This window comes from Mesorhizobium sp. M0293, assembly GCF_040321735.1.
Classification (GTDB): Bacteria; Pseudomonadota; Alphaproteobacteria; order Rhizobiales; family Rhizobiaceae; genus Mesorhizobium.
The window spans coordinates 32,818-49,338 of record NZ_JAMYSA010000046.1; the positions used below are offsets into that span (position 1 = coordinate 32,818).

Here is a 16,521-nt window from a genome sequence, read left to right on the forward strand (position 1 = left end):
CTCCAACAGTTTCCCCCTCTATACGTAGCGGAACACGCCAACGGCGTAGACCACGGAGAGAGCGAGAGCCCACCACAGGTTGGATCCGACGAGACCCAACCAAGCGAGATGGATAAAGGCGCTGCCAAGCAGCGAGAGGAAGAGACGGTCGCCGCGCGTTGTCTCGAAACGCAGCACGCCGACGCGCGGATTGCCGCCCGGCGAGGCATATTCCCACGCCGCCATGCCGCACAGCAGCAGAAGGATGGTCCCGAAGAAGGCCGCGGTCGGCCAGGTCCATGCCATCCAGGTGAGGTCGAAATTCATGACCAAACCCTCCCCGGGGTGAAGCCCTTGGCGATGGTGTTGCGCGCGAACTTCTGCGTTCGTTTCATCAAACCCTCCCCAGGGCGAAGCCCTTGGCGATGTAGTTGCGCACGAACCAGATGACCAGCGCGCCGGGGATCAGCGTCAGCACGCCGGCGGCGGCGAGCAGGCCCCAGTCCATGCCGGCGGCCGAGACCGTGCGGGTCATGGTGGCGGCGATCGGCTTGGCGTCGGTCGTGGTCAGCGTGCGGGCGATAAGCAGTTCCACCCACGAGAACATGAAGCAGAAGAAGCAGGCGACGCCGATGCCGCTCGCGATCAGCGGCATGAAGATCCTGACGAAGAAGCGCGGGAACGAGTAGCCGTCGATATAGGCGGTCTCGTCGATTTCCTTCGGCACGCCCGACATGAAGCCTTCGAGGATCCACACCGCCAGCGGCACGTTGAACAGGCAATGCGCCAGCGCGACGGCGATGTGGGTGTCGATCAGGCCGAAGGCCGAATAGAGCTGGAAGAAGGGCAGCGCGAACACCGCCGGTGGCGCCATCCGGTTGGTCAGCAGCCAGAAAAACAGGTGCTTGTCGCCGAGGAAGCGATAACGCGAGAAGGCGTAGGCCGCCGGCAGCGCCGCTGCCACCGAGATCACCATGTTCATCACCACATAGGTGATCGAGTTGATGTAGCCCGAATACCAGGATGCATCGGTGAAGATGGTGACGTAATTGGCGATCGTAGGCTGATGCGGATACAGCGTCAGCGAGGAGACGATCTCGGCATTGGTCTTGAAGCTCATATTGATGAGCCAGTAGATCGGCAGCAACAGCACGATGATGTAGACCGTCGGCACGATCCACCACCAGCGCGATTCCTCGCCGCGACGGCGCATCAGCCGCGCGATCTGGTCCTGCGACATTGCGCTGGCAAGTCCTTCCGAAGCCGTCGTTTCGCTCACTCTTTCCTGCCTCGTCGTTCTTTCGTTGGCGCCGCTCATCTCAGCGCTCCGCGTCGTAGTTGGTCATCACGGTGTAAAACACCCATGACAGCAGAAGAACGATGAGGAAGTAGACCAGCGACATGGCCGCGGCCGGGCCGAGGTCAAACTGGCCGAGCGCCGTCTTGACCAGGTCGATCGAAAGGAATGTCGTCGAGTTACCCGGTCCGCCGCCCGTCACCACGAAAGGCTCCGTGTAGATCATGAAGCTGTCCATGAAGCGTAGCAGCACGGCGATCAGCAGCACCCGGTTCATCTTCGGCAGTTGGATGTAGCGGAACACCGCCCAGCGCGAGGCACCGTCGATCTTGGCCGCCTGATAGAAGGCATCCGGAATGGAGACCAGGCCCGCATAGCAGAGTAGCACGACGAGGCTGGTCCAGTGCCAGACGTCCATGATGATGACGGTGACCCAGGCGTCGAACGAATCCTGCACGTAGTTGTAGTCGATGCCGAGCGCATTGACGTAATAGCCGAGCAATCCGATGTCGTTGCGCCCGAAAACCTGCCAGATGGTGCCGACGACGTTCCACGGGATCAACAGCGGCAGTGCCATCAGCACCAGGCAGACCGGTACGCCCCAGCCCTTCTTGGGCATGTTGAGGGCTATGAAGATGCCGAGCGGCACTTCGATGGCGAGGATGATAAAGGAGAAGATGAGGTTACGGACCATCGCCTCCCAGAAGCGGCTGGAAGAGAGCAGTTCCTCGAACCACTCGGTGCCGGCCCAGAAGAAGACGTTGTTTCCGAACGTGTCCTGCACCGAATAGTTGACGACGGTCATCAGTGGGATCACCGCCGAGAACGCCACCAGCACCAGCACCGGCAGCACTAGGAACCAGGCCTTGTTGTTCCAGGTCTTTTCCATCTATGCCCCCATCTCGACGCGCCAGGAATCGGCATAGATGTTGATGCCGGCCGGGTCGAACCGCATCTTTGGTTCAGCGGGTACGGTTTCGTCCTCACCGATCACGGCAGCGATGTCGCGCCCTTCGAGCTTGGCGCGCACCACCTTGTGGCGGCCGAGATCCTCTATCTTGCTGACCTGCACGGCCATGCCGTCGCGGCCGAGCCGGACATATTCGGGACGAATGCCAAGCTCGATGGCGCCGCTGGCTGCCTTGGGTGCGCCTGGCAGTTCGATCCGCTGCGATCCAAGCGTCGCCGTCTTGCCGTCGATTGCCACCGGCATGACGTTCATGCCGGGCGAGCCGATGAAATAGCCGACGAAAGTGTGGCGCGGCCGTTCGAACAGTTCCGCCGGCGTGCCGATCTGGACGATACCGCCATCATACATGACCACGACCTGGTCGGCGAAGGTAAGCGCCTCGGTCTGGTCGTGCGTGACATAGACCATGGTGTAGCCGAAGCGGCGGTGCAGCTGCTTCAACTGCGAGCGCAGCACCCACTTCATATGCGGATCGATGACGGTCAGCGGCTCGTCGAACAGAATGGCGTTGACATCCGAGCGCACCAGTCCGCGGCCGAGCGAGATCTTCTGCTTCTGGTCGGCGGTCAGCCCCCTCGCCTTCTTCTTCGCCCACGACGCCAGGTCGATCATCTCGAGCGTCTCGCGCACCTTGCGGTCGACATCGGCTTCCGGCACGCCGCGATTGCGCAGCGGGAAGGCCAGATTGTCGTAGACGGTCATCGTGTCGTAGATGACCGGGAACTGGAACACCTGCGCGATGTTGCGCTCTTGCGTCGACAGACTGGTCACATCCTTGCCGTCAAACAGCAACCGGCCATGTGAGGGATGAAGGAGACCCGAAATGATGTTGAGCAGCGAGGTTTTGCCGCAACCGGAGGGCCCGAGCAGCGCATAGGCGCCGCCATCCTCGAAGACGTGATGCACTTCCTTGAGAGCAAAATCGGCATCTGTCCGCGGGTTCGGCAGGTAGGAGTGACGGATGTGATTGACGTCGATGCGCGCCATATCGCTCTCCTATGCCGCCAGCTTCGGTGCGCTTACGGCGCGGCCTTGCCCGTCGAAGACCATGATGTGACGCGGGTCGATAAACACGTCGATCGCGGCGTCAGTCTCGAAATCGAGGATACCGTGGGTCAGCATGACCCAGCGCGCATCGGCGAAGTCGAGATGAATGAAGCTCTCCGACCCGGTGATCTCGGTGATGGTGACCTTCGCACGCACCGGCACGGCCAACGCATTGGGCCGATCGAGCGAAAGATGGTGCGGCTGGAAGCCGACCGTATAGTTCGCATCGGCAATGCCGACGAGTTCGGCCGGCACCGGCAGCTTGACGCCGCCTTCGAGCAAAAAGTCCGGACCCTTCTTGGCCAGCACGATGGTGTTGAGCGGCGGGTCGGCGAAAGTTTTGGCCGTCACCAGATCGACCGGCTTGCGGAACACGTCGATTGTCGGGCCGAACTGGGTGATGTGGCCTTCGGAAAGTGTCGCCGTATTGCCGCCGAGCAGCAGCGCTTCATGCGGCTCGGTCGTGGCATAAACGAAGATGGTGCCGGCGGCGGCAAAAATCCTCGGCAGTTCGGCGCGCAGTTCTTCGCGCAGCTTGTAATCGAGATTGGCAAGCGGCTCGTCGAGCAGAACCAGGCTGGCATTCTTGACGATGGCGCGCGCCAGTGCGGTGCGCTGCTGCTGGCCGCCGGACAGGCTGAGCGGCGTGCGGTCGAGGTAAGGTGTCAGTTTCAAAAGGGCGGCGGCTTCACGCACCTGACTGTCGATCTTGGCCTGCTCGACGCCGGCCACCCGCAACGGCGAGGCGATGTTCTCATAAACGGTCATCGCCGGATAGTTGATGAACTGCTGGTAGACCATGGCGATCTTGCGCTTCTGCACCGGCACGCCGGTGACATTCTGGCCGTCGAACCAGATCGAACCGGAGGTCGGCACATCGAGGCCGGCCATCAGCCGCATCAGGCTGGTCTTGCCGGAAAGCGTGGGCCCGAGCAGGACGTTGAGCGAGCCATGCTTAAGCGTCAACGACACGTCGCGGATATGCTCGACCGCACCAACCTTCTTGGTGACGTTCCTCAGTTCCAGCATGACGCCTCCTCCCAGGCCTTCCGCATCAGCTCAAACCCCTCTTCATTCGGCAGCCGCGACATGTCGCCGGCTTATGCCGCGCATGAATTCATCGAGCGCGGCCACCTGTTCGCGGCTGAGATGCAGACCGCGCTTGGTCCGGCGCCACAATACATCTTCTGATGTGACCGCCCATTCGTTTTGAACGAGGTAGCGCACCTCGGCCTCAAAAAGATCGGCGCCAAAGTTACGGCCGAGATCAGCATTCGATTTGGCCAGCCCCAACAGCATCCTGGCGCGGGTGCCGTAGAGCCTAGTCAGCCGGCGGGCCAGGCGCGCGTCGAGGAACGGATAGGCGGTTTTTAGTTTCGCCACTTCGGCATCGAAACCAGTGGCCGGGAAATCGCCGCCCGGCAGTGGCGCGTTTGCCGTCCACGGCTTGCCGCGCTTGCCAAGAAAACCCTCGATCTTTTCCAGCATCGATTCCGACAGCCGGCGATAGGTGGTGATCTTGCCGCCGAAGGCGTTGACGATGGGGGCAGCGCCCTCGCCGCCATCGGCTTTGAGCACATAGTCGCGCGTCGCTTCCTGCGCCTTGGAGGCGCCGTCATCATAGAGCGGACGAACGGCCGAATAGGTCCAGACGATGTCCGTGCGCTTGACCGGTTGCGCGAAATATTCGCTTGCCGCGGCGCAGAGGTAGTCGATCTCGGTGTCGGTTATCTTCACGTCATGTGGATCGCCGGGATAGTCCTGGTCGGTGGTGCCGATCAGTGTGAACTCTTCCTCATAGGGAATGGCGAAGATGATGCGGCCATCCCGGTTCTGGAAGAAATAGGCACGCGGATCGTCGAACTTCTTGGCGATGACGATATGGCTGCCCTGCACGAGGCGGACATTGTGCACATCGTGGAGGCCGACGACGCCGGAAAGTACATGATCGACCCAGGGCCCGGCGGCATTGACCAGCAGGCGCGCCTTGATCTCCTCGGTCTCGCCGGTCTGCAGATCCTCGATCTGGACCGTCCACAAACCGTTTTCGCGGCGCGCACCGACCACTTTCGTGCGGGTGCGGACCGTTGCACCGCGGTCGGCGGCATCACGCGCATTCAGTGCCACCAGCCGTGCATCGTTGACCCAGCCATCCGAATATTCGAAGGCCTTTTTAAACAATGGTTTCAGAGGCTTGCCGGCCGGATCCCTGGCCATGTCCAGCGTCCTGGTCGCCGGCAGCAATTTGCGCCCGCCGATGTGGTCGTAGAGGAAGAGACCGAGCCTGATCAGCCAGGCTGGGCGCAGGCCCTTGGCATAGGGCAGCACGAAGCGCATCGGCCAGATGATGTGCGGCGCATTCTTCCAGAGAACCTCGCGCTCCATCAGCGCCTCGCGCACCAGGCGGAATTCGTAGAATTCTAGGTAGCGCAGGCCGCCATGGATCAATTTGGTCGAGCCCGAGGAGGTCCCGCTGGCCAAGTCGTTCATCTCGGCGAGGAAGACGGAAAAACCGCGCCCAACGGCATCGCGGGCGATACCGCACCCATTGATGCCGCCACCAATGACGAAAATGTCACGGATCGGAGATGCGTCCACGAATTCCTCCAACGATTTCGCATTGCACCATTTTTGGCCTTTTACGAAACCGTGTCGGAATTATTTCGAAATGATAACGAATGTCAAACGAAATATCACAAGCCTGTGAGAAGACTGCGATGGAGCGTCGAAATCGCTTAACCGAGCGATGTTTCGATCAGTTGAACCTCGGCTTCCTGGCAGATTTTGCGCACCGACGGGATGTCGCAACGGTCGGTGATGAAGGTGTTGACCTGCGACAGGTGGCCGATGCGCACCGGGGCGGTTCGCTCGAATTTGGTCTGGTCGGAAACCAGGATGACATGCCTTGCGTTGGCGATGATCGCCTGCGCCACTTTGACCTCGCGGAAATCGAAGTCGAGCAAGGCGCCGTCATGATCGATGGCGGAGGCGCCGATCACCGCATAGTCGACCTTGAACTGCCTGATGAAGTCGACCGCCGCCTCGCCGACCACACCGCCGTCGGAACCGCGCACGACACCACCGGCAATCACCACCTCGATCGAGGGATATATCCGCATCCTATTGGCAACATTGATGTTATTGGTGATGACCATGAGACCGCTGTGATCGAGCAGCGCTTTGCTGACGGACTCTGTCGTGGTGCCGATGTTGATGAACAACGAGGCGTTATCGGGGATCAGCCTGGCCGCCGCCCGGCCGATCGCCTCCTTCTCGTCGGCGGCGATCTTGCGCCTGGCCTCATACTCCATGTTCTCGATGCCGGACGGGAACAGCGCGCCGCCATGGATGCGCGAAAGCAGCCGCTGGTCGCACAAATCGTTGAGATCCTTGCGTATGGTCTGCGGCGTCACATTGAAATGTGTGGCCAGATCCTCGACTAGCACCCGACCATGATCCTTGGCCATCTGGATGATTTCAGCATGGCGTGGCGACAGATACATAGGGCAACCTCCCGTTTTCGTTTTTCTTGTCTATAGTCGAAAACGAAACCGATGAAAAGGCATAAGCCGGCTAACGAAATGCATATGATCGCAAAGGCAAACGCCAGCGCAATCCCGGCTGGACTTGCTCAGACCACACCGCGCGCGATTTCCGTGACGACGGTGAAGGCCATATCGACATCGGCGGCGGTCGCTTCGAACTGTCCGACCTGGAAACGGATGGCTATCCGTCCATCGACCCGCGTCTGCGTCAGGTAGATGCGGCCATCGTCGTTGATCGCATTGACCAGCCGCAGATTGTGCTCGTCCGCCTCCGCGTCGGTTGCTGCCTTGTGTCGGAACGAGAACAGCGACAGCATAGGCTCGCTGACGATCTCGAAATCCGGCTCGCTTGCCAGCCGCGCGGCAAGCCCTTCGCTCCACGCGACATGGTTGCGGATCATCGTGCGCAGGTTTTCCAGCCCATGCGCACGCAACAGGAACCACAATTTCAACGCGCGGAAGCGCCGGCCGAGCGGCACCGACCATTCGGAATAGTTGATGATGCCGTCATGACCGTGCGTCTTCAGATAATCCGGCTTGATAGCCAGCGTCCTGACATGGCTTTCCGGGTCGCGCAGGAACTGGATCGAGCAGTCGAACTGGGCTCCGAGCCATTTGTGCGGATTGAAAACGACCGAATCGGCACCTTCGACACCCGTCCAGAAATGCCGATACTCTGGACAGATCATTGCAGATCCGGCCCAGGCGGCATCGACGTGGAGATAAAGGCCATGCCGCCGCGCCACCTCGGCAACCGCTGCAATATCGTCGGTGCCGCCGGCGCTGGTGCCGCCGACACAAGCGATGATCCCCGTTGGCAGCATGCCGGCTTCCCGGTCGGCGACGATCGCCGCCTCGAGGGCTGCCGTATCCATGGCGCGAAAACGACCACCGACGGGAATGCGCACGAGATTGTCCTCGCCGATGCCGGACACCCAGATCGCCCGGTCGATCGAAGTGTGCACCTGGTCGGAGGAATAGATGCGCAATCGCGCTTGCCCGGCCAGGCCTTGCTTGTTGCCTTGCCAGTCGAGAGCCCGTTCGCGCATGGTCAGCACCGCGGCCAGTGTCGCCGACGAGGCCGAATCCTGGATCACCCCGGCGAACCCTTCGGGCAGGCCGAGCGCCTGGCGCATCCAGTCGACGGTGCGCGTTTCGAGTTCGGTCGCCGCCGGCGACGTCTGCCAAAGCATGCATTGCGCGGCCATCGCCGAAACCAGATATTCCGCCACCACCGAGACCGGCGCCGCATTGGCCGGGAAGTAGGCAAAGAAACGCGGATGCTGCCAATGCGTCATCCCCGGCAGAATCTTCTCTTCGAAGTCGGCGAAGATCCGGTCCATCGGTTCGGCGTCTTCGGGTGGAGACGCCTCTATGCTTCTAAAGATGTCGCCGGGCTCGACCAGCGGCCGCACCGGCCGCTCGCGCAGCGTGTTGCGGTAGTCGGCGCCCCAGTCGGCGGCACGCCGCGACCACTGCCGGAACTCATCGTTGTTCATCCTATCCTCCCGACATGATCCCTCGCCGCCATCCGCCGCGGCTGGCCCTTATTATTTAACGCGTGAAATATATGCAACCACCCGCGAATGCGGAACGCCTCAGCCAGGGAAATCAGGCAGGCTGGCAAAGGCCGTCTTCAGCGCATTCGACCAGCCGTCCGAGATCGTGCGGTAATATTGGTCGTCCTGGCCGATCCGCTTTTTCAATCCGACCTTGAAAGCGTCCTTCTCCAGGAAGAGCAGGTCGAGCGGCAAGCCGACGGATAGGTTCGACTTCAACGTCGAATCGAACGACACCAGCAGCAGCTTCACGGTCTCGGCGAGGCTCATCGTCTTTTCATAGGCGCGGATGATGATGGGCTTGCCGTATTTGGTCTCGCCGATCTGGAAAAACGGCGTGTCATCGGTCGATTCGATGAAATTGCCTTCGGGATAGATCATGAACAGGCGCGGCTCGCTGCCCTTGATCTGGCCGCCGAGAATGAAGGAGGCATTGAAGTAGGAATCCGCCTTCTCGCCGGCTGGTGACGAACTGGCGATGACTTCCTTGACCGTGTCGCCGACCAGCCGCACCGTCTGATACATTGACGGCGTCTCCAGCAGCGTGGCGTGACGATCGGCAACTGCCTTGGTGCGTTCATCAAGCAGGCTGACCACGGCCTGCGTCGTCGCCAGGTTGCCCGCCGACATCAAAACGATGACGCGCTCGCCCGGCTGTTCCCAGACATGCATCTTGCGGAAGGTGGAAATCGAATCCATGCCGGCATTGGTGCGCGTGTCCGACATGAACACGAGCCCGCGATCGATCTTCAGGCCGACGCAATAAGTCATGGAATCTCTTCTGGCGGCAATCCTGCGTAGGATTACTGCTCCACCGTGACGGTGACCGCAAGCTGTTCTTCGACCTGTCCCAGCCGAATTCCCGACACCGGCGTGGCGTCGCGGTAGTCGCGGCCGGTTGCCACCTTTACATAGCGCTCGTCAGGCGAAATGCCATTGGCGGCGTCGAAGGCAACCCAGCCGAGGCCCGAAACATGCGCTTCGGCCCAGGCATGACTTGCGGCCTGCTCGACCGTCGCATCCAGCATCAGATAGCCGCTGACGTAACGGGCCGGAAAGCCCATGGCGCGGGCAGCGGCGGCAAAGACATGGGTGTGATCCTGGCAGACACCGGTTTTCAGCGCCAAGGCTTCCTCCGCCGGCGTCGTCGCATTGGTGGTGCCGGGCGTGTAGGCGACGCGCTCGCTAATAACAGCCATCAGCCGGTGCAGCCTTTCGATGTCGGTGCCCTTGCCAACCGATGTGGCGAGTTCGCGAACACCACTGCCGATCGCCGTCAATGGTGTTTCATGGCTGTACAGCCATAGCGGTGTGAACCCCTGGTGTGGTCCGGAGACGCCTGCGGTGTCGCGCGTCACCACTTCGCCTGATGCTTCCACCGTGATGAAGTCGCGCTCGCCCTCGACGCTCAACAGCCTTGTGTCATTGCCGAAATGGTCGACAAAGCGAACCTCTTCGCGCGCGCCTTCGATCGCCAGCGCCCAGGACAAAACAGTCTGCGTCGATCCGCTGACCGGAAGCAGCCGCAACCGCTGCAACAGATAGTGCACCGGTGCATCGTAGCGGTATTCGGTCCGGTGGGTGATCTTCAGCCGCATGCGCTATGTCCCGCCTGTGAGCATGATCCTGTCCCAGTTTTCGGAGTCATGCTCAATTGAACCGGTAGTCCTGCGCGATCTCGTCGCCGAGCCTGGTGTTGTCGCGAATGAAATTGGCCAGGAATTCATGTAGGCCGGCATCGAAAATATCCTTGATCGATCCGGCTCTCAGCATCGTCTGCGTTTTCTCCGCCGTTGCGTGGCAGGCATGACGTTCGCCGTAATCGTCGCCGAGGAACTTCAGATGCTCCGACAGGAAGCGATAGCAGAAGGTCAGCGAGCGCGGCATGCGGACATTGAGGATCAGATAATCGGCGATGTTGGTCGGCTTGTAGTCGGCGTCATAGACCCAGCGATAGGAGCGATGCGCCGACACTGAACGGAGGATCGATTCCCACTGGTAGTTGTCGAGCGTCGAGCCGACCCAGGAGATCGACGGCAGAAGTACGTAGTATTTCACGTCGAGGATGCGCGCCGTGTTGTCGGCGCGCTCGACATAGGTGCCGAGTTGGGAGAAATCGAAAATCTCGTTGCGCAGCATGGTGCCGTAGAACGAGCCGCGGATCAGCGCCGTCTCGCGCTTGATCGCGTCGAGCACGCTGGGCAGGTCGCGCTCGTCGATCGGCCTGGCCAGCATTCGCTTCAGCGACATCCAGGCTTCGTTGATGCTCTCCCATGTCTCGCGCGTCAGCGCGGTGCGCACCATGCGGGCATTGTTGCGGGCCGTCTCGATCGACGCCATCGTGCTCGACGGATTCGACGTGTCGCGCAAAAGAAAGTCGGCGACATTGGCGGCGGTATAGTCAGAATATTTCTGACTGAAGGTGATGTCGGAACCGGCGCTGAGCAGCACTGAACTCCACTCTTCCGAGGCGTTCTGCGTGCGGGTCAGCGCCATGCGCAGACCCGCATCGACCAGCCGCGCCATATTCTCCGCTCGCTCGATATAGCGGTTCATCCAGTAAAGCCCGTTGGCGGTGCGGCCGAGAAGCATGTCAACGTGCCTCGATTTTGAGCGAGTAGCGAATAGCGAGTAGCGAATAGGGGAAAAATAGCTTCATAACTTTTGTTGCAGGCTCCTGATCATAGAACGTAGCATTTTCCCGATCTCATCGGCTTTGCTAAGCAAGCGCACCACCTCTGCTTCGACCATCAACCCTACTTTTGCGGACACGATCAGGTGCGTTTCCAACTCTTTGAGAGACCCCTGGGCCATGCGAAGAAATTGAATGAATGATCCCGTACTTTCTCGCCCATGCCCTTCAGCGATGTTTGCGGCAATTGATACGGACGACCGCCGCATCTGAGAGGTCATTCCGTAGACTTCGCTGTTTGGAAAGGCCTTTGTTACCGAATAGCAATCTACGGCCAACTCGACGGCCGCCTTCCAAACAATCAAGTCCCTGTAAGAGTTAATCGTCGTTTTGCTGCCCTTCCCCTATTCGCTACTCGCTACTCGCTATTCGCTTCAATCATCCAGCACCCACGTATCCTTCGTCCCGCCACCCTGCGAGGAATTCACGACCAGCGACCCCTCCTTCAGCGCGACGCGGGTCAGCCCGCCGGGCACGATCTGGATGCGGTCGGAGACCAGCACATAGGGCCTGAGATCGACATGGCGCGGCGCCAGCCCCTTGTCGGTCAGGATCGGGCAAGTCGACAGCGCCAGTGTCGGCTGGGCGATGTAGTTCGACGGCTTTGTCGCAAGCTTCTTGGAAAAATCCTCGCATTCCTTCTTGGTCGCCGCCGGCCCGACCAGCATGCCGTAGCCGCCGGAACCGTGGACCTCCTTGATCACCAGCTCGCCGATGTGTTCAAGCACATATTTCAGGCTGTCCGGCTCCGAACAGCGCCAGGTCGGAATGTTGCCCAGGATCGCCTTGCGGCCGGTGTAGAATTCAATGATCTCGGGCATGTAGGAATAGATCGCCTTGTCGTCGGCGATGCCGGTGCCCGGCGCATTGGCGATGGTGATGTTGCCGGCACGGTAGACATCCATGATGCCGGGTATGCCAAGTGCGGAGTCAGGGCGGAAGGTCAGCGGGTCGAGGAAGGAATCGTCGACGCGGCGGTACAGCACGTCGATCTGCTTGTAGCCTTCGGTCGTGCGCATCGCGACATGGCCGTCGACGACCCGCAGATCCTGGCCTTCGACCAGTTGCACGCCCATCTGGTCAGCAAGAAAGGCATGTTCGAAATAGGCGGAGTTGAAGCTGCCGGGCGTCAACACGGCAATGGTCGGCGCGCCCTTGGTGCTTTGCGGCCGCACCGCCGCCAGCGACTGGCGCAGAAGCTGCGGGTAGTTCTCCACCGGCCGCACCTTGATCTTCTGGAACAGCTCGGGGAACAGCTGCATCATCGTCTCGCGGTTCTCCAGCATGTAGGAGACGCCCGACGGCGTGCGCGCATTGTCCTCCAGCACATAGAATTCGTCCTCTGAGATGCGGACGATATCGACGCCGATAATGTGGGTGTAGACGCCGGCCGGCGGCCTGACCCCGATCATCTCGGGCAGAAACGCCTCGTTCTTGGCGATCAACTCCCTGGGAATGCGCCCGGCGCGCAGGATTTCCTGGCGATGGTAGATGTCGTCGAGGAAGGCGTTCAGCGCCTGCACGCGTTGCTCGATGCCTTGCGTGAGGCGCCGCCATTCATTGCCTGAAATGATGCGGGGTACGATGTCGAACGGGATCAGCCGTTCGGAGGCTTCCTGCTCGCCATAGACGGCGAAGGTGATGCCGGTCTTGCGGAAGACGCGTTCGGCGTCCTGCATCTTCTCGGTAAGCCTGGCCGGATCCTGCTCCTTCAGCCAGCGATCATAAGCCGAATACGGTCTTCTCAATCCGGAGACTTCCGGAAGCATTTCATCGAACGCTGCCAATCGCATACTCCCCTGTGACACCATTTCACTGGCGTCGCAGAAGAAAATCAAGCGCAATCGGTCATTTGGGAGATGCGGACGATCAGTATGTTGCGGCTGCCTAAAATTGAGGCAGCTGAAATATGCCGGTAGTCAGGCTTTGCCTCGTGTCCGGGCAAGTGCGTTTCGTGGCTAGAATGCGCGGAACGTGACGACGGTGAATGTGTCCTTGATGCCGGGGAGAATCTGCACCTTCTCGTTGACGAAGTGGCCGACATCTTCCTCGTCGTCGACATAGAATTTGGCGAGCAGATCGTAGTTGCCGGCGGTGGAGTAGATTTCCGAGGCGATCTCGGCATCGGCAAGCGCGCTGGCAACCTCATAGGATTTGCCCAGCTCGCATTTGATCTGCACGAAAAACGCCTTCATGGCTTCGTCCCGCTAAACGTCCAAGTCCAAGCGGCCCTTCTGGCAGACTGGAGGCGGGCTTTCAAGCGCTGGAATGAATGCTCAGCCGGCTCGGGCCCAGGCTACCGCCTCTCGCAGGCCTGTCACCGGCATGCCGCGCTTGAACCGAGCGAGATGAATATTCTCACCATCGCTGAAACCACGATGGGCTGCCAAGCGTATGTTATGATGCGTCTTCGGACAGCGCTGTTTTTGAGGGAAGATATTTCGCGGGACAACGGAGACAGGCCATGCGCCGCGCCTTTTTCGCATTCGCAGTCGTTCCATTCATTTTCGTGTCGTCGGCGTTTGCTGGCGACGCCGAAATCAAGGCTGGGCAGTCTGTCATCGACGGCCAACTGAAGGCCCTTATCGCCAATGACGGCGCCACCGCCTACAGCTTCGCCGCCCCGAATGTGAAACGGGTCTTCCCGACCGTGGACGCCTTCATGAACATGGTGACCAACGGCTACCCGCCGGTGCGCAAGCCGCAGACCTATTCCTTCGGAAAGGTCGAGGAGACGGCTCCGGGTTCGATCGACCAGCAGGTGCTGATCGTCGGTCCCGACGGCAAGGACTACGAAGCTGTCTACACGTTGCAGCAACAGCCCGACGGCACCTTCCAGATCACCGGCTGCAGCCTGCGTGCATCGAATTCGCTGAGCACTTGAAGCCTCAGCGCAACGGAATATCGCCCCTCGCCCAACCCTCGGTGATTTCCGCGCCGCGTGTCCCGAACGTGCCGGCCTCGATGGCAGCACGGATGTCCTGCATAAGGCTCTGATAATACGAGAGATTGTTCCAGGTCAAAAGCATGGCCCCGAGCCCCTCCTGCGAGCGCACCAGATGGTGGAGATAGGCGCGCGAGTAGTCCCGGGCGGCCGGGCAATCGCTTTCCTCGTCCAAAGGGCGCGGATCGTCGGCATGGCGGGCGTTGCGCAGATTGACCTTACCGCGCCTGGTGTAGGCAAGGCCATGCCGGCCGGCTCGCGTCGGCATCACGCAATCGAACATGTCGATGCCGCGCGTCACCGATTTCAGGATATCGTCAGGCGTGCCGACGCCCATGAGATAGCGCGGTTTGTCATCAGGTAGTTCCGGACAGGTGATGTCGAGCATCTCGAGCATCACCGCTTGCGGCTCGCCGACGGCCAGACCGCCAACCGCATAGCCCTTCAACTCCATCGCGCTTAGCGCCTGTGCAGAGCGCTCCCGTAGTGCCGCGTTGTCGCCGCCTTGCACGATGCCGAACATCGCCTTGCCCGGCTGATCGCCGAACGCCGTCTTGCAGCGATCGGCCCAGCGCAGCGACAGCTCCATGGCGCGCTCGATCTCCTTCATCTCGGCCGGCAGCGCCGTGCATTCGTCGAGCTGCATCTGGATGTCGGAATCGAGCAGTCCCTGAATCTCGATCGAACGCTCCGGCGACATCTCGTAGGCGGCGCCGTCGATATGTGAGCGGAAGGTGACGCCCTTTTCGGTCAGCTTTCTCAGCTTCGACAGTGACATCACCTGGAAACCGCCACTGTCGGTCAGGATCGGATGCGGCCAGCGGGCGAATTCATGCAAGCCGCCGAGCCGCGCCACACGCTCGGCGCCGGGCCGGAGCATCAGATGATAGGTGTTGCCAAGGATGATGTCGGCACCGACACCGCGTACCTGGTCCATATACATCGCCTTGACGGTGCCGCCGGTGCCGACCGGCATGAAGGCCGGCGTGCGGATTTCACCGCGCGGCATGTCGATCACGCCGCGCCGCGCCTTGCCGTCGGTTGCCAGAACCTTGAAGCTGAACGGCTTAGCCATTGAATTCCTTGTCATGGACCGGGGCGTCCGGCGCCTGCTTGTCGAGCGACTGCCGGTAGCGAATGCAGCCACGCATGAATTTTGGCCAAGGTGGCACGGCGATCGCCGGTTCGGTCTTCTCCGGCAAGAGATCCCACAGATCGGGGTGATGCCAGCACAGATCGTGGCCTGTGGCATCGCGATGCGCACGAATGCCGGTGCGAAGCTTTTTCACCTCCGCGATCAGGGCATCGCGGTCCAGGCTCTTGAGATCATCATCCATCGCTCGTCTCCGCTCGATAAAGCAAGCTTGCGTCGCCATAGGAATAGAATCTGTAGCGGTTCTCGATCGCATGCGCATAGGCCGCGCGCATCATGTCGAGGCCGCTGAAGGCTGAAACCAGCATGAACAGCGTCGAGCGCGGCAGATGGAAATTGGTCATCAGCATGTCGGCGGTACGAAAGCGATAGCCGGGCGTGATGAAGATGTCGGTCGGGCCGGACCAGGCGGCCAGAGCACCGTTCTCACGCGCCGCGCTCTCCAGCAGGCGCAGCGAGGTCGTGCCGACGGCGACGATGCGCCCGCCCCTTGCCCTGGCCGCATTGAGCGCATCCGCTGTTTCTGCGCTGACCGAACCGGTCTCGGCATGCATCTTGTGGTCGGCGGTGTCATCTGCCTTCACCGGCAAGAACGTACCGGCGCCGACATGCAAGGTGACGAAGCGGCGTTCGATGCCCTTGGCGTCAAGCGTTGCAAAAAGCTCTGGCGTGAAATGCAGGCCCGCGGTCGGTGCCGCGACGGCGCCTTCCTCCCGGGCATAGATGGTCTGGTAGTCGGCCCGGTCGCGCTCGTCGTCGTCGCGCTTGGAGGCGATATAGGGCGGCAGCGGAATGTGGCCGACCGCATGCAGAGCCTCGTCGAGGAAGGGCCCCGACAGGTCGAAGCCGAGCAGCGCCTCGCCTCCCTCGCCTTTCTGGATCACCGTGGCATCAAGCTGGCCGAGGAAACAGGAATTGCCGTCATGGCCGAAATGGATGCGGTCGCCGATGGCGATACGCTTGCCCGGCCGCATGAAGGCCAGCCAGCGGTCCGGCGTCATGCGCATATGCAGCGTGGCCTCGACCTGTGCCTGTGCCTCGCCGCGCCGCCTGATGCCTTTGAGCTGCGCCGGAATGACCTTGGTGTCGTTGAAAACCAGCACGTCGCCGGCCCTGAGCAAGGATGGCAGGTCACCAACCGTGCGGTCGTCGAGCCCTTCGCCCGGTTTGATCACCAGCATTTTGGCGCTGTCGCGCGGCTCCGACGGGCGAAGCGCGATGCGCTCCTCCGGCAAATCGAAGTCAAAGAGATCGACGCGCATCAGTAGAGCCGGACGAGCAGCGCTCCGGCCAGCAGCAGCACCGCGCCGGCGATGCGGCCGAGCGAGATTTCAC

General features: G+C 61.0%; 18 protein-coding genes. 1 reads left to right on the forward strand and 17 read right to left on the reverse strand.

Annotated elements, in window-relative coordinates; all coding sequences use genetic code 11:
- Nucleotides 1-18: 18 nt before the first annotated feature.
- From NKJ06_RS18590 to NKJ06_RS18655, 14 genes are all read right to left on the reverse strand, one after another.
- Nucleotides 19-306, reverse strand: coding sequence for a DUF2160 domain-containing protein (locus NKJ06_RS18590; protein ID WP_127258932.1), 288 nt, complete (start codon nucleotides 304-306; stop codon nucleotides 19-21).
- Nucleotides 307-373: 67 nt separating this feature from the next.
- The gene (locus tag NKJ06_RS18595; RefSeq protein WP_352627832.1) at nucleotides 374-1,297 is read right to left on the reverse strand and encodes a carbohydrate ABC transporter permease; all 924 of its coding nucleotides are present in this window, start codon (nucleotides 1,295-1,297) and stop codon (nucleotides 374-376) included.
- 1 nt (nucleotide 1,298) lies between these two features.
- Nucleotides 1,299-2,165 (reverse strand): carbohydrate ABC transporter permease, encoded by an 867-nt coding sequence (locus NKJ06_RS18600; protein ID WP_023759298.1) that lies wholly within the window; start codon nucleotides 2,163-2,165, stop codon nucleotides 1,299-1,301.
- A complete protein-coding gene (locus NKJ06_RS18605; RefSeq protein ID WP_352627833.1) occupies nucleotides 2,166-3,233 on the reverse strand; it encodes an ABC transporter ATP-binding protein in 1,068 nt (355 codons plus the stop codon).
- Nucleotides 3,234-3,242: 9 nt separating this feature from the next.
- Entirely contained in the window at nucleotides 3,243-4,322 is a 1,080-nt protein-coding gene (locus NKJ06_RS18610; RefSeq protein WP_352627834.1) for an ABC transporter ATP-binding protein, read from the reverse strand.
- A gap of 42 nt (nucleotides 4,323-4,364) precedes the next feature.
- The gene (glpD, locus tag NKJ06_RS18615; RefSeq protein WP_352627835.1) at nucleotides 4,365-5,891 is read right to left on the reverse strand and encodes a glycerol-3-phosphate dehydrogenase; all 1,527 of its coding nucleotides are present in this window, start codon (nucleotides 5,889-5,891) and stop codon (nucleotides 4,365-4,367) included.
- Between the two features lie 137 nt (nucleotides 5,892-6,028).
- The gene (locus NKJ06_RS18620; RefSeq protein WP_352627836.1) at nucleotides 6,029-6,796 is read right to left on the reverse strand and encodes a DeoR/GlpR family DNA-binding transcription regulator; all 768 of its coding nucleotides are present in this window, start codon (nucleotides 6,794-6,796) and stop codon (nucleotides 6,029-6,031) included.
- 128 nt (nucleotides 6,797-6,924) lie between these two features.
- A complete protein-coding gene (locus NKJ06_RS18625) occupies nucleotides 6,925-8,337 on the reverse strand; it encodes a pyridoxal phosphate-dependent decarboxylase family protein (protein ID WP_352627837.1) in 1,413 nt (470 codons plus the stop codon).
- Between the two features lie 99 nt (nucleotides 8,338-8,436).
- On the reverse strand, nucleotides 8,437-9,168 hold the full coding sequence (locus NKJ06_RS18630) for a proteasome-type protease (RefSeq protein WP_352627838.1): 732 nt from the start codon (nucleotides 9,166-9,168) through the stop codon (nucleotides 8,437-8,439).
- 32 nt (nucleotides 9,169-9,200) lie between these two features.
- Nucleotides 9,201-9,995 (reverse strand): transglutaminase family protein, encoded by a 795-nt coding sequence (locus NKJ06_RS18635; protein WP_352627839.1) that lies wholly within the window; start codon nucleotides 9,993-9,995, stop codon nucleotides 9,201-9,203.
- Nucleotides 9,996-10,047: 52 nt separating this feature from the next.
- Entirely contained in the window at nucleotides 10,048-10,989 is a 942-nt protein-coding gene (locus NKJ06_RS18640) for an alpha-E domain-containing protein (protein WP_352627840.1), read from the reverse strand.
- A gap of 63 nt (nucleotides 10,990-11,052) precedes the next feature.
- Nucleotides 11,053-11,412, reverse strand: coding sequence for a four helix bundle protein (locus NKJ06_RS18645; RefSeq protein WP_352627936.1), 360 nt, complete (start codon nucleotides 11,410-11,412; stop codon nucleotides 11,053-11,055).
- Nucleotides 11,413-11,463: 51 nt separating this feature from the next.
- The gene (locus NKJ06_RS18650; protein ID WP_352627841.1) at nucleotides 11,464-12,876 is read right to left on the reverse strand and encodes a circularly permuted type 2 ATP-grasp protein; all 1,413 of its coding nucleotides are present in this window, start codon (nucleotides 12,874-12,876) and stop codon (nucleotides 11,464-11,466) included.
- Nucleotides 12,877-13,047: 171 nt separating this feature from the next.
- On the reverse strand, nucleotides 13,048-13,284 hold the full coding sequence (locus tag NKJ06_RS18655; RefSeq protein ID WP_010909609.1) for an Lrp/AsnC family transcriptional regulator: 237 nt from the start codon (nucleotides 13,282-13,284) through the stop codon (nucleotides 13,048-13,050).
- Nucleotides 13,285-13,553: 269 nt separating this feature from the next.
- Between NKJ06_RS18655 and NKJ06_RS18660 the strand changes: the two genes are divergently transcribed.
- Nucleotides 13,554-13,973 (forward strand): DUF4864 domain-containing protein, encoded by a 420-nt coding sequence (locus NKJ06_RS18660; RefSeq protein WP_352810353.1) that lies wholly within the window; start codon nucleotides 13,554-13,556, stop codon nucleotides 13,971-13,973.
- 4 nt (nucleotides 13,974-13,977) lie between these two features.
- Here NKJ06_RS18660 and tgt read toward each other — a convergent pair whose 3' ends face one another.
- From tgt to queA, 3 genes are read right to left on the reverse strand one after another with little or no spacing between them, the layout of a single operon-like run.
- Nucleotides 13,978-15,108, reverse strand: a complete 1,131-nt coding sequence (tgt, locus tag NKJ06_RS18665) for a tRNA guanosine(34) transglycosylase Tgt (RefSeq protein WP_352810354.1) — start codon at nucleotides 15,106-15,108, stop codon at nucleotides 13,978-13,980.
- The gene (locus NKJ06_RS18670) at nucleotides 15,101-15,370 is read right to left on the reverse strand and encodes a hypothetical protein (RefSeq protein ID WP_352810355.1); all 270 of its coding nucleotides are present in this window, start codon (nucleotides 15,368-15,370) and stop codon (nucleotides 15,101-15,103) included. The genes tgt and NKJ06_RS18670 overlap by 8 nt, the downstream gene beginning before the upstream one ends.
- Entirely contained in the window at nucleotides 15,363-16,448 is a 1,086-nt protein-coding gene (queA, locus tag NKJ06_RS18675; RefSeq protein WP_352810356.1) for a tRNA preQ1(34) S-adenosylmethionine ribosyltransferase-isomerase QueA, read from the reverse strand. Before queA ends, NKJ06_RS18670 begins: the two co-directional genes overlap by 8 nt.
- Between the last annotated feature and the right edge of the window lie 73 nt (nucleotides 16,449-16,521).

What these genes read in the sequence shown, in the direction of transcription:
- NKJ06_RS18590 (WP_127258932.1), bottom strand. Translation starts at nt 306, where the DNA reads ATGAATTTCGACCTCACCTGGATGGCATGGACCTGGCCGACCGCGGCC.
- NKJ06_RS18595 (WP_352627832.1), bottom strand. Translation starts at nt 1,297, where the DNA reads ATGAGCGGCGCCAACGAAAGAACGACGAGGCAGGAAAGAGTGAGCGAA.
- NKJ06_RS18600 (WP_023759298.1), bottom strand. Translation starts at nt 2,165, where the DNA reads ATGGAAAAGACCTGGAACAACAAGGCCTGGTTCCTAGTGCTGCCGGTG.
- NKJ06_RS18605 (WP_352627833.1), bottom strand. Translation starts at nt 3,233, where the DNA reads ATGGCGCGCATCGACGTCAATCACATCCGTCACTCCTACCTGCCGAAC.
- NKJ06_RS18610 (WP_352627834.1), bottom strand. Translation starts at nt 4,322, where the DNA reads ATGCTGGAACTGAGGAACGTCACCAAGAAGGTTGGTGCGGTCGAGCAT.
- NKJ06_RS18620 (WP_352627836.1), bottom strand. Translation starts at nt 6,796, where the DNA reads ATGTATCTGTCGCCACGCCATGCTGAAATCATCCAGATGGCCAAGGAT.
- NKJ06_RS18625 (WP_352627837.1), bottom strand. Translation starts at nt 8,337, where the DNA reads ATGAACAACGATGAGTTCCGGCAGTGGTCGCGGCGTGCCGCCGACTGG.
- NKJ06_RS18630 (WP_352627838.1), bottom strand. Translation starts at nt 9,168, where the DNA reads ATGACTTATTGCGTCGGCCTGAAGATCGATCGCGGGCTCGTGTTCATG.
- NKJ06_RS18635 (WP_352627839.1), bottom strand. Translation starts at nt 9,995, where the DNA reads ATGCGGCTGAAGATCACCCACCGGACCGAATACCGCTACGATGCACCG.
- NKJ06_RS18640 (WP_352627840.1), bottom strand. Translation starts at nt 10,989, where the DNA reads ATGCTTCTCGGCCGCACCGCCAACGGGCTTTACTGGATGAACCGCTAT.
- NKJ06_RS18655 (WP_010909609.1), bottom strand. Translation starts at nt 13,284, where the DNA reads ATGAAGGCGTTTTTCGTGCAGATCAAATGCGAGCTGGGCAAATCCTAT.
- NKJ06_RS18660 (WP_352810353.1), top strand. Translation starts at nt 13,554, where the DNA reads ATGCGCCGCGCCTTTTTCGCATTCGCAGTCGTTCCATTCATTTTCGTG.
- tgt (WP_352810354.1), bottom strand. Translation starts at nt 15,108, where the DNA reads ATGGCTAAGCCGTTCAGCTTCAAGGTTCTGGCAACCGACGGCAAGGCG.
- NKJ06_RS18670 (WP_352810355.1), bottom strand. Translation starts at nt 15,370, where the DNA reads ATGGATGATGATCTCAAGAGCCTGGACCGCGATGCCCTGATCGCGGAG.
- queA (WP_352810356.1), bottom strand. Translation starts at nt 16,448, where the DNA reads ATGCGCGTCGATCTCTTTGACTTCGATTTGCCGGAGGAGCGCATCGCG.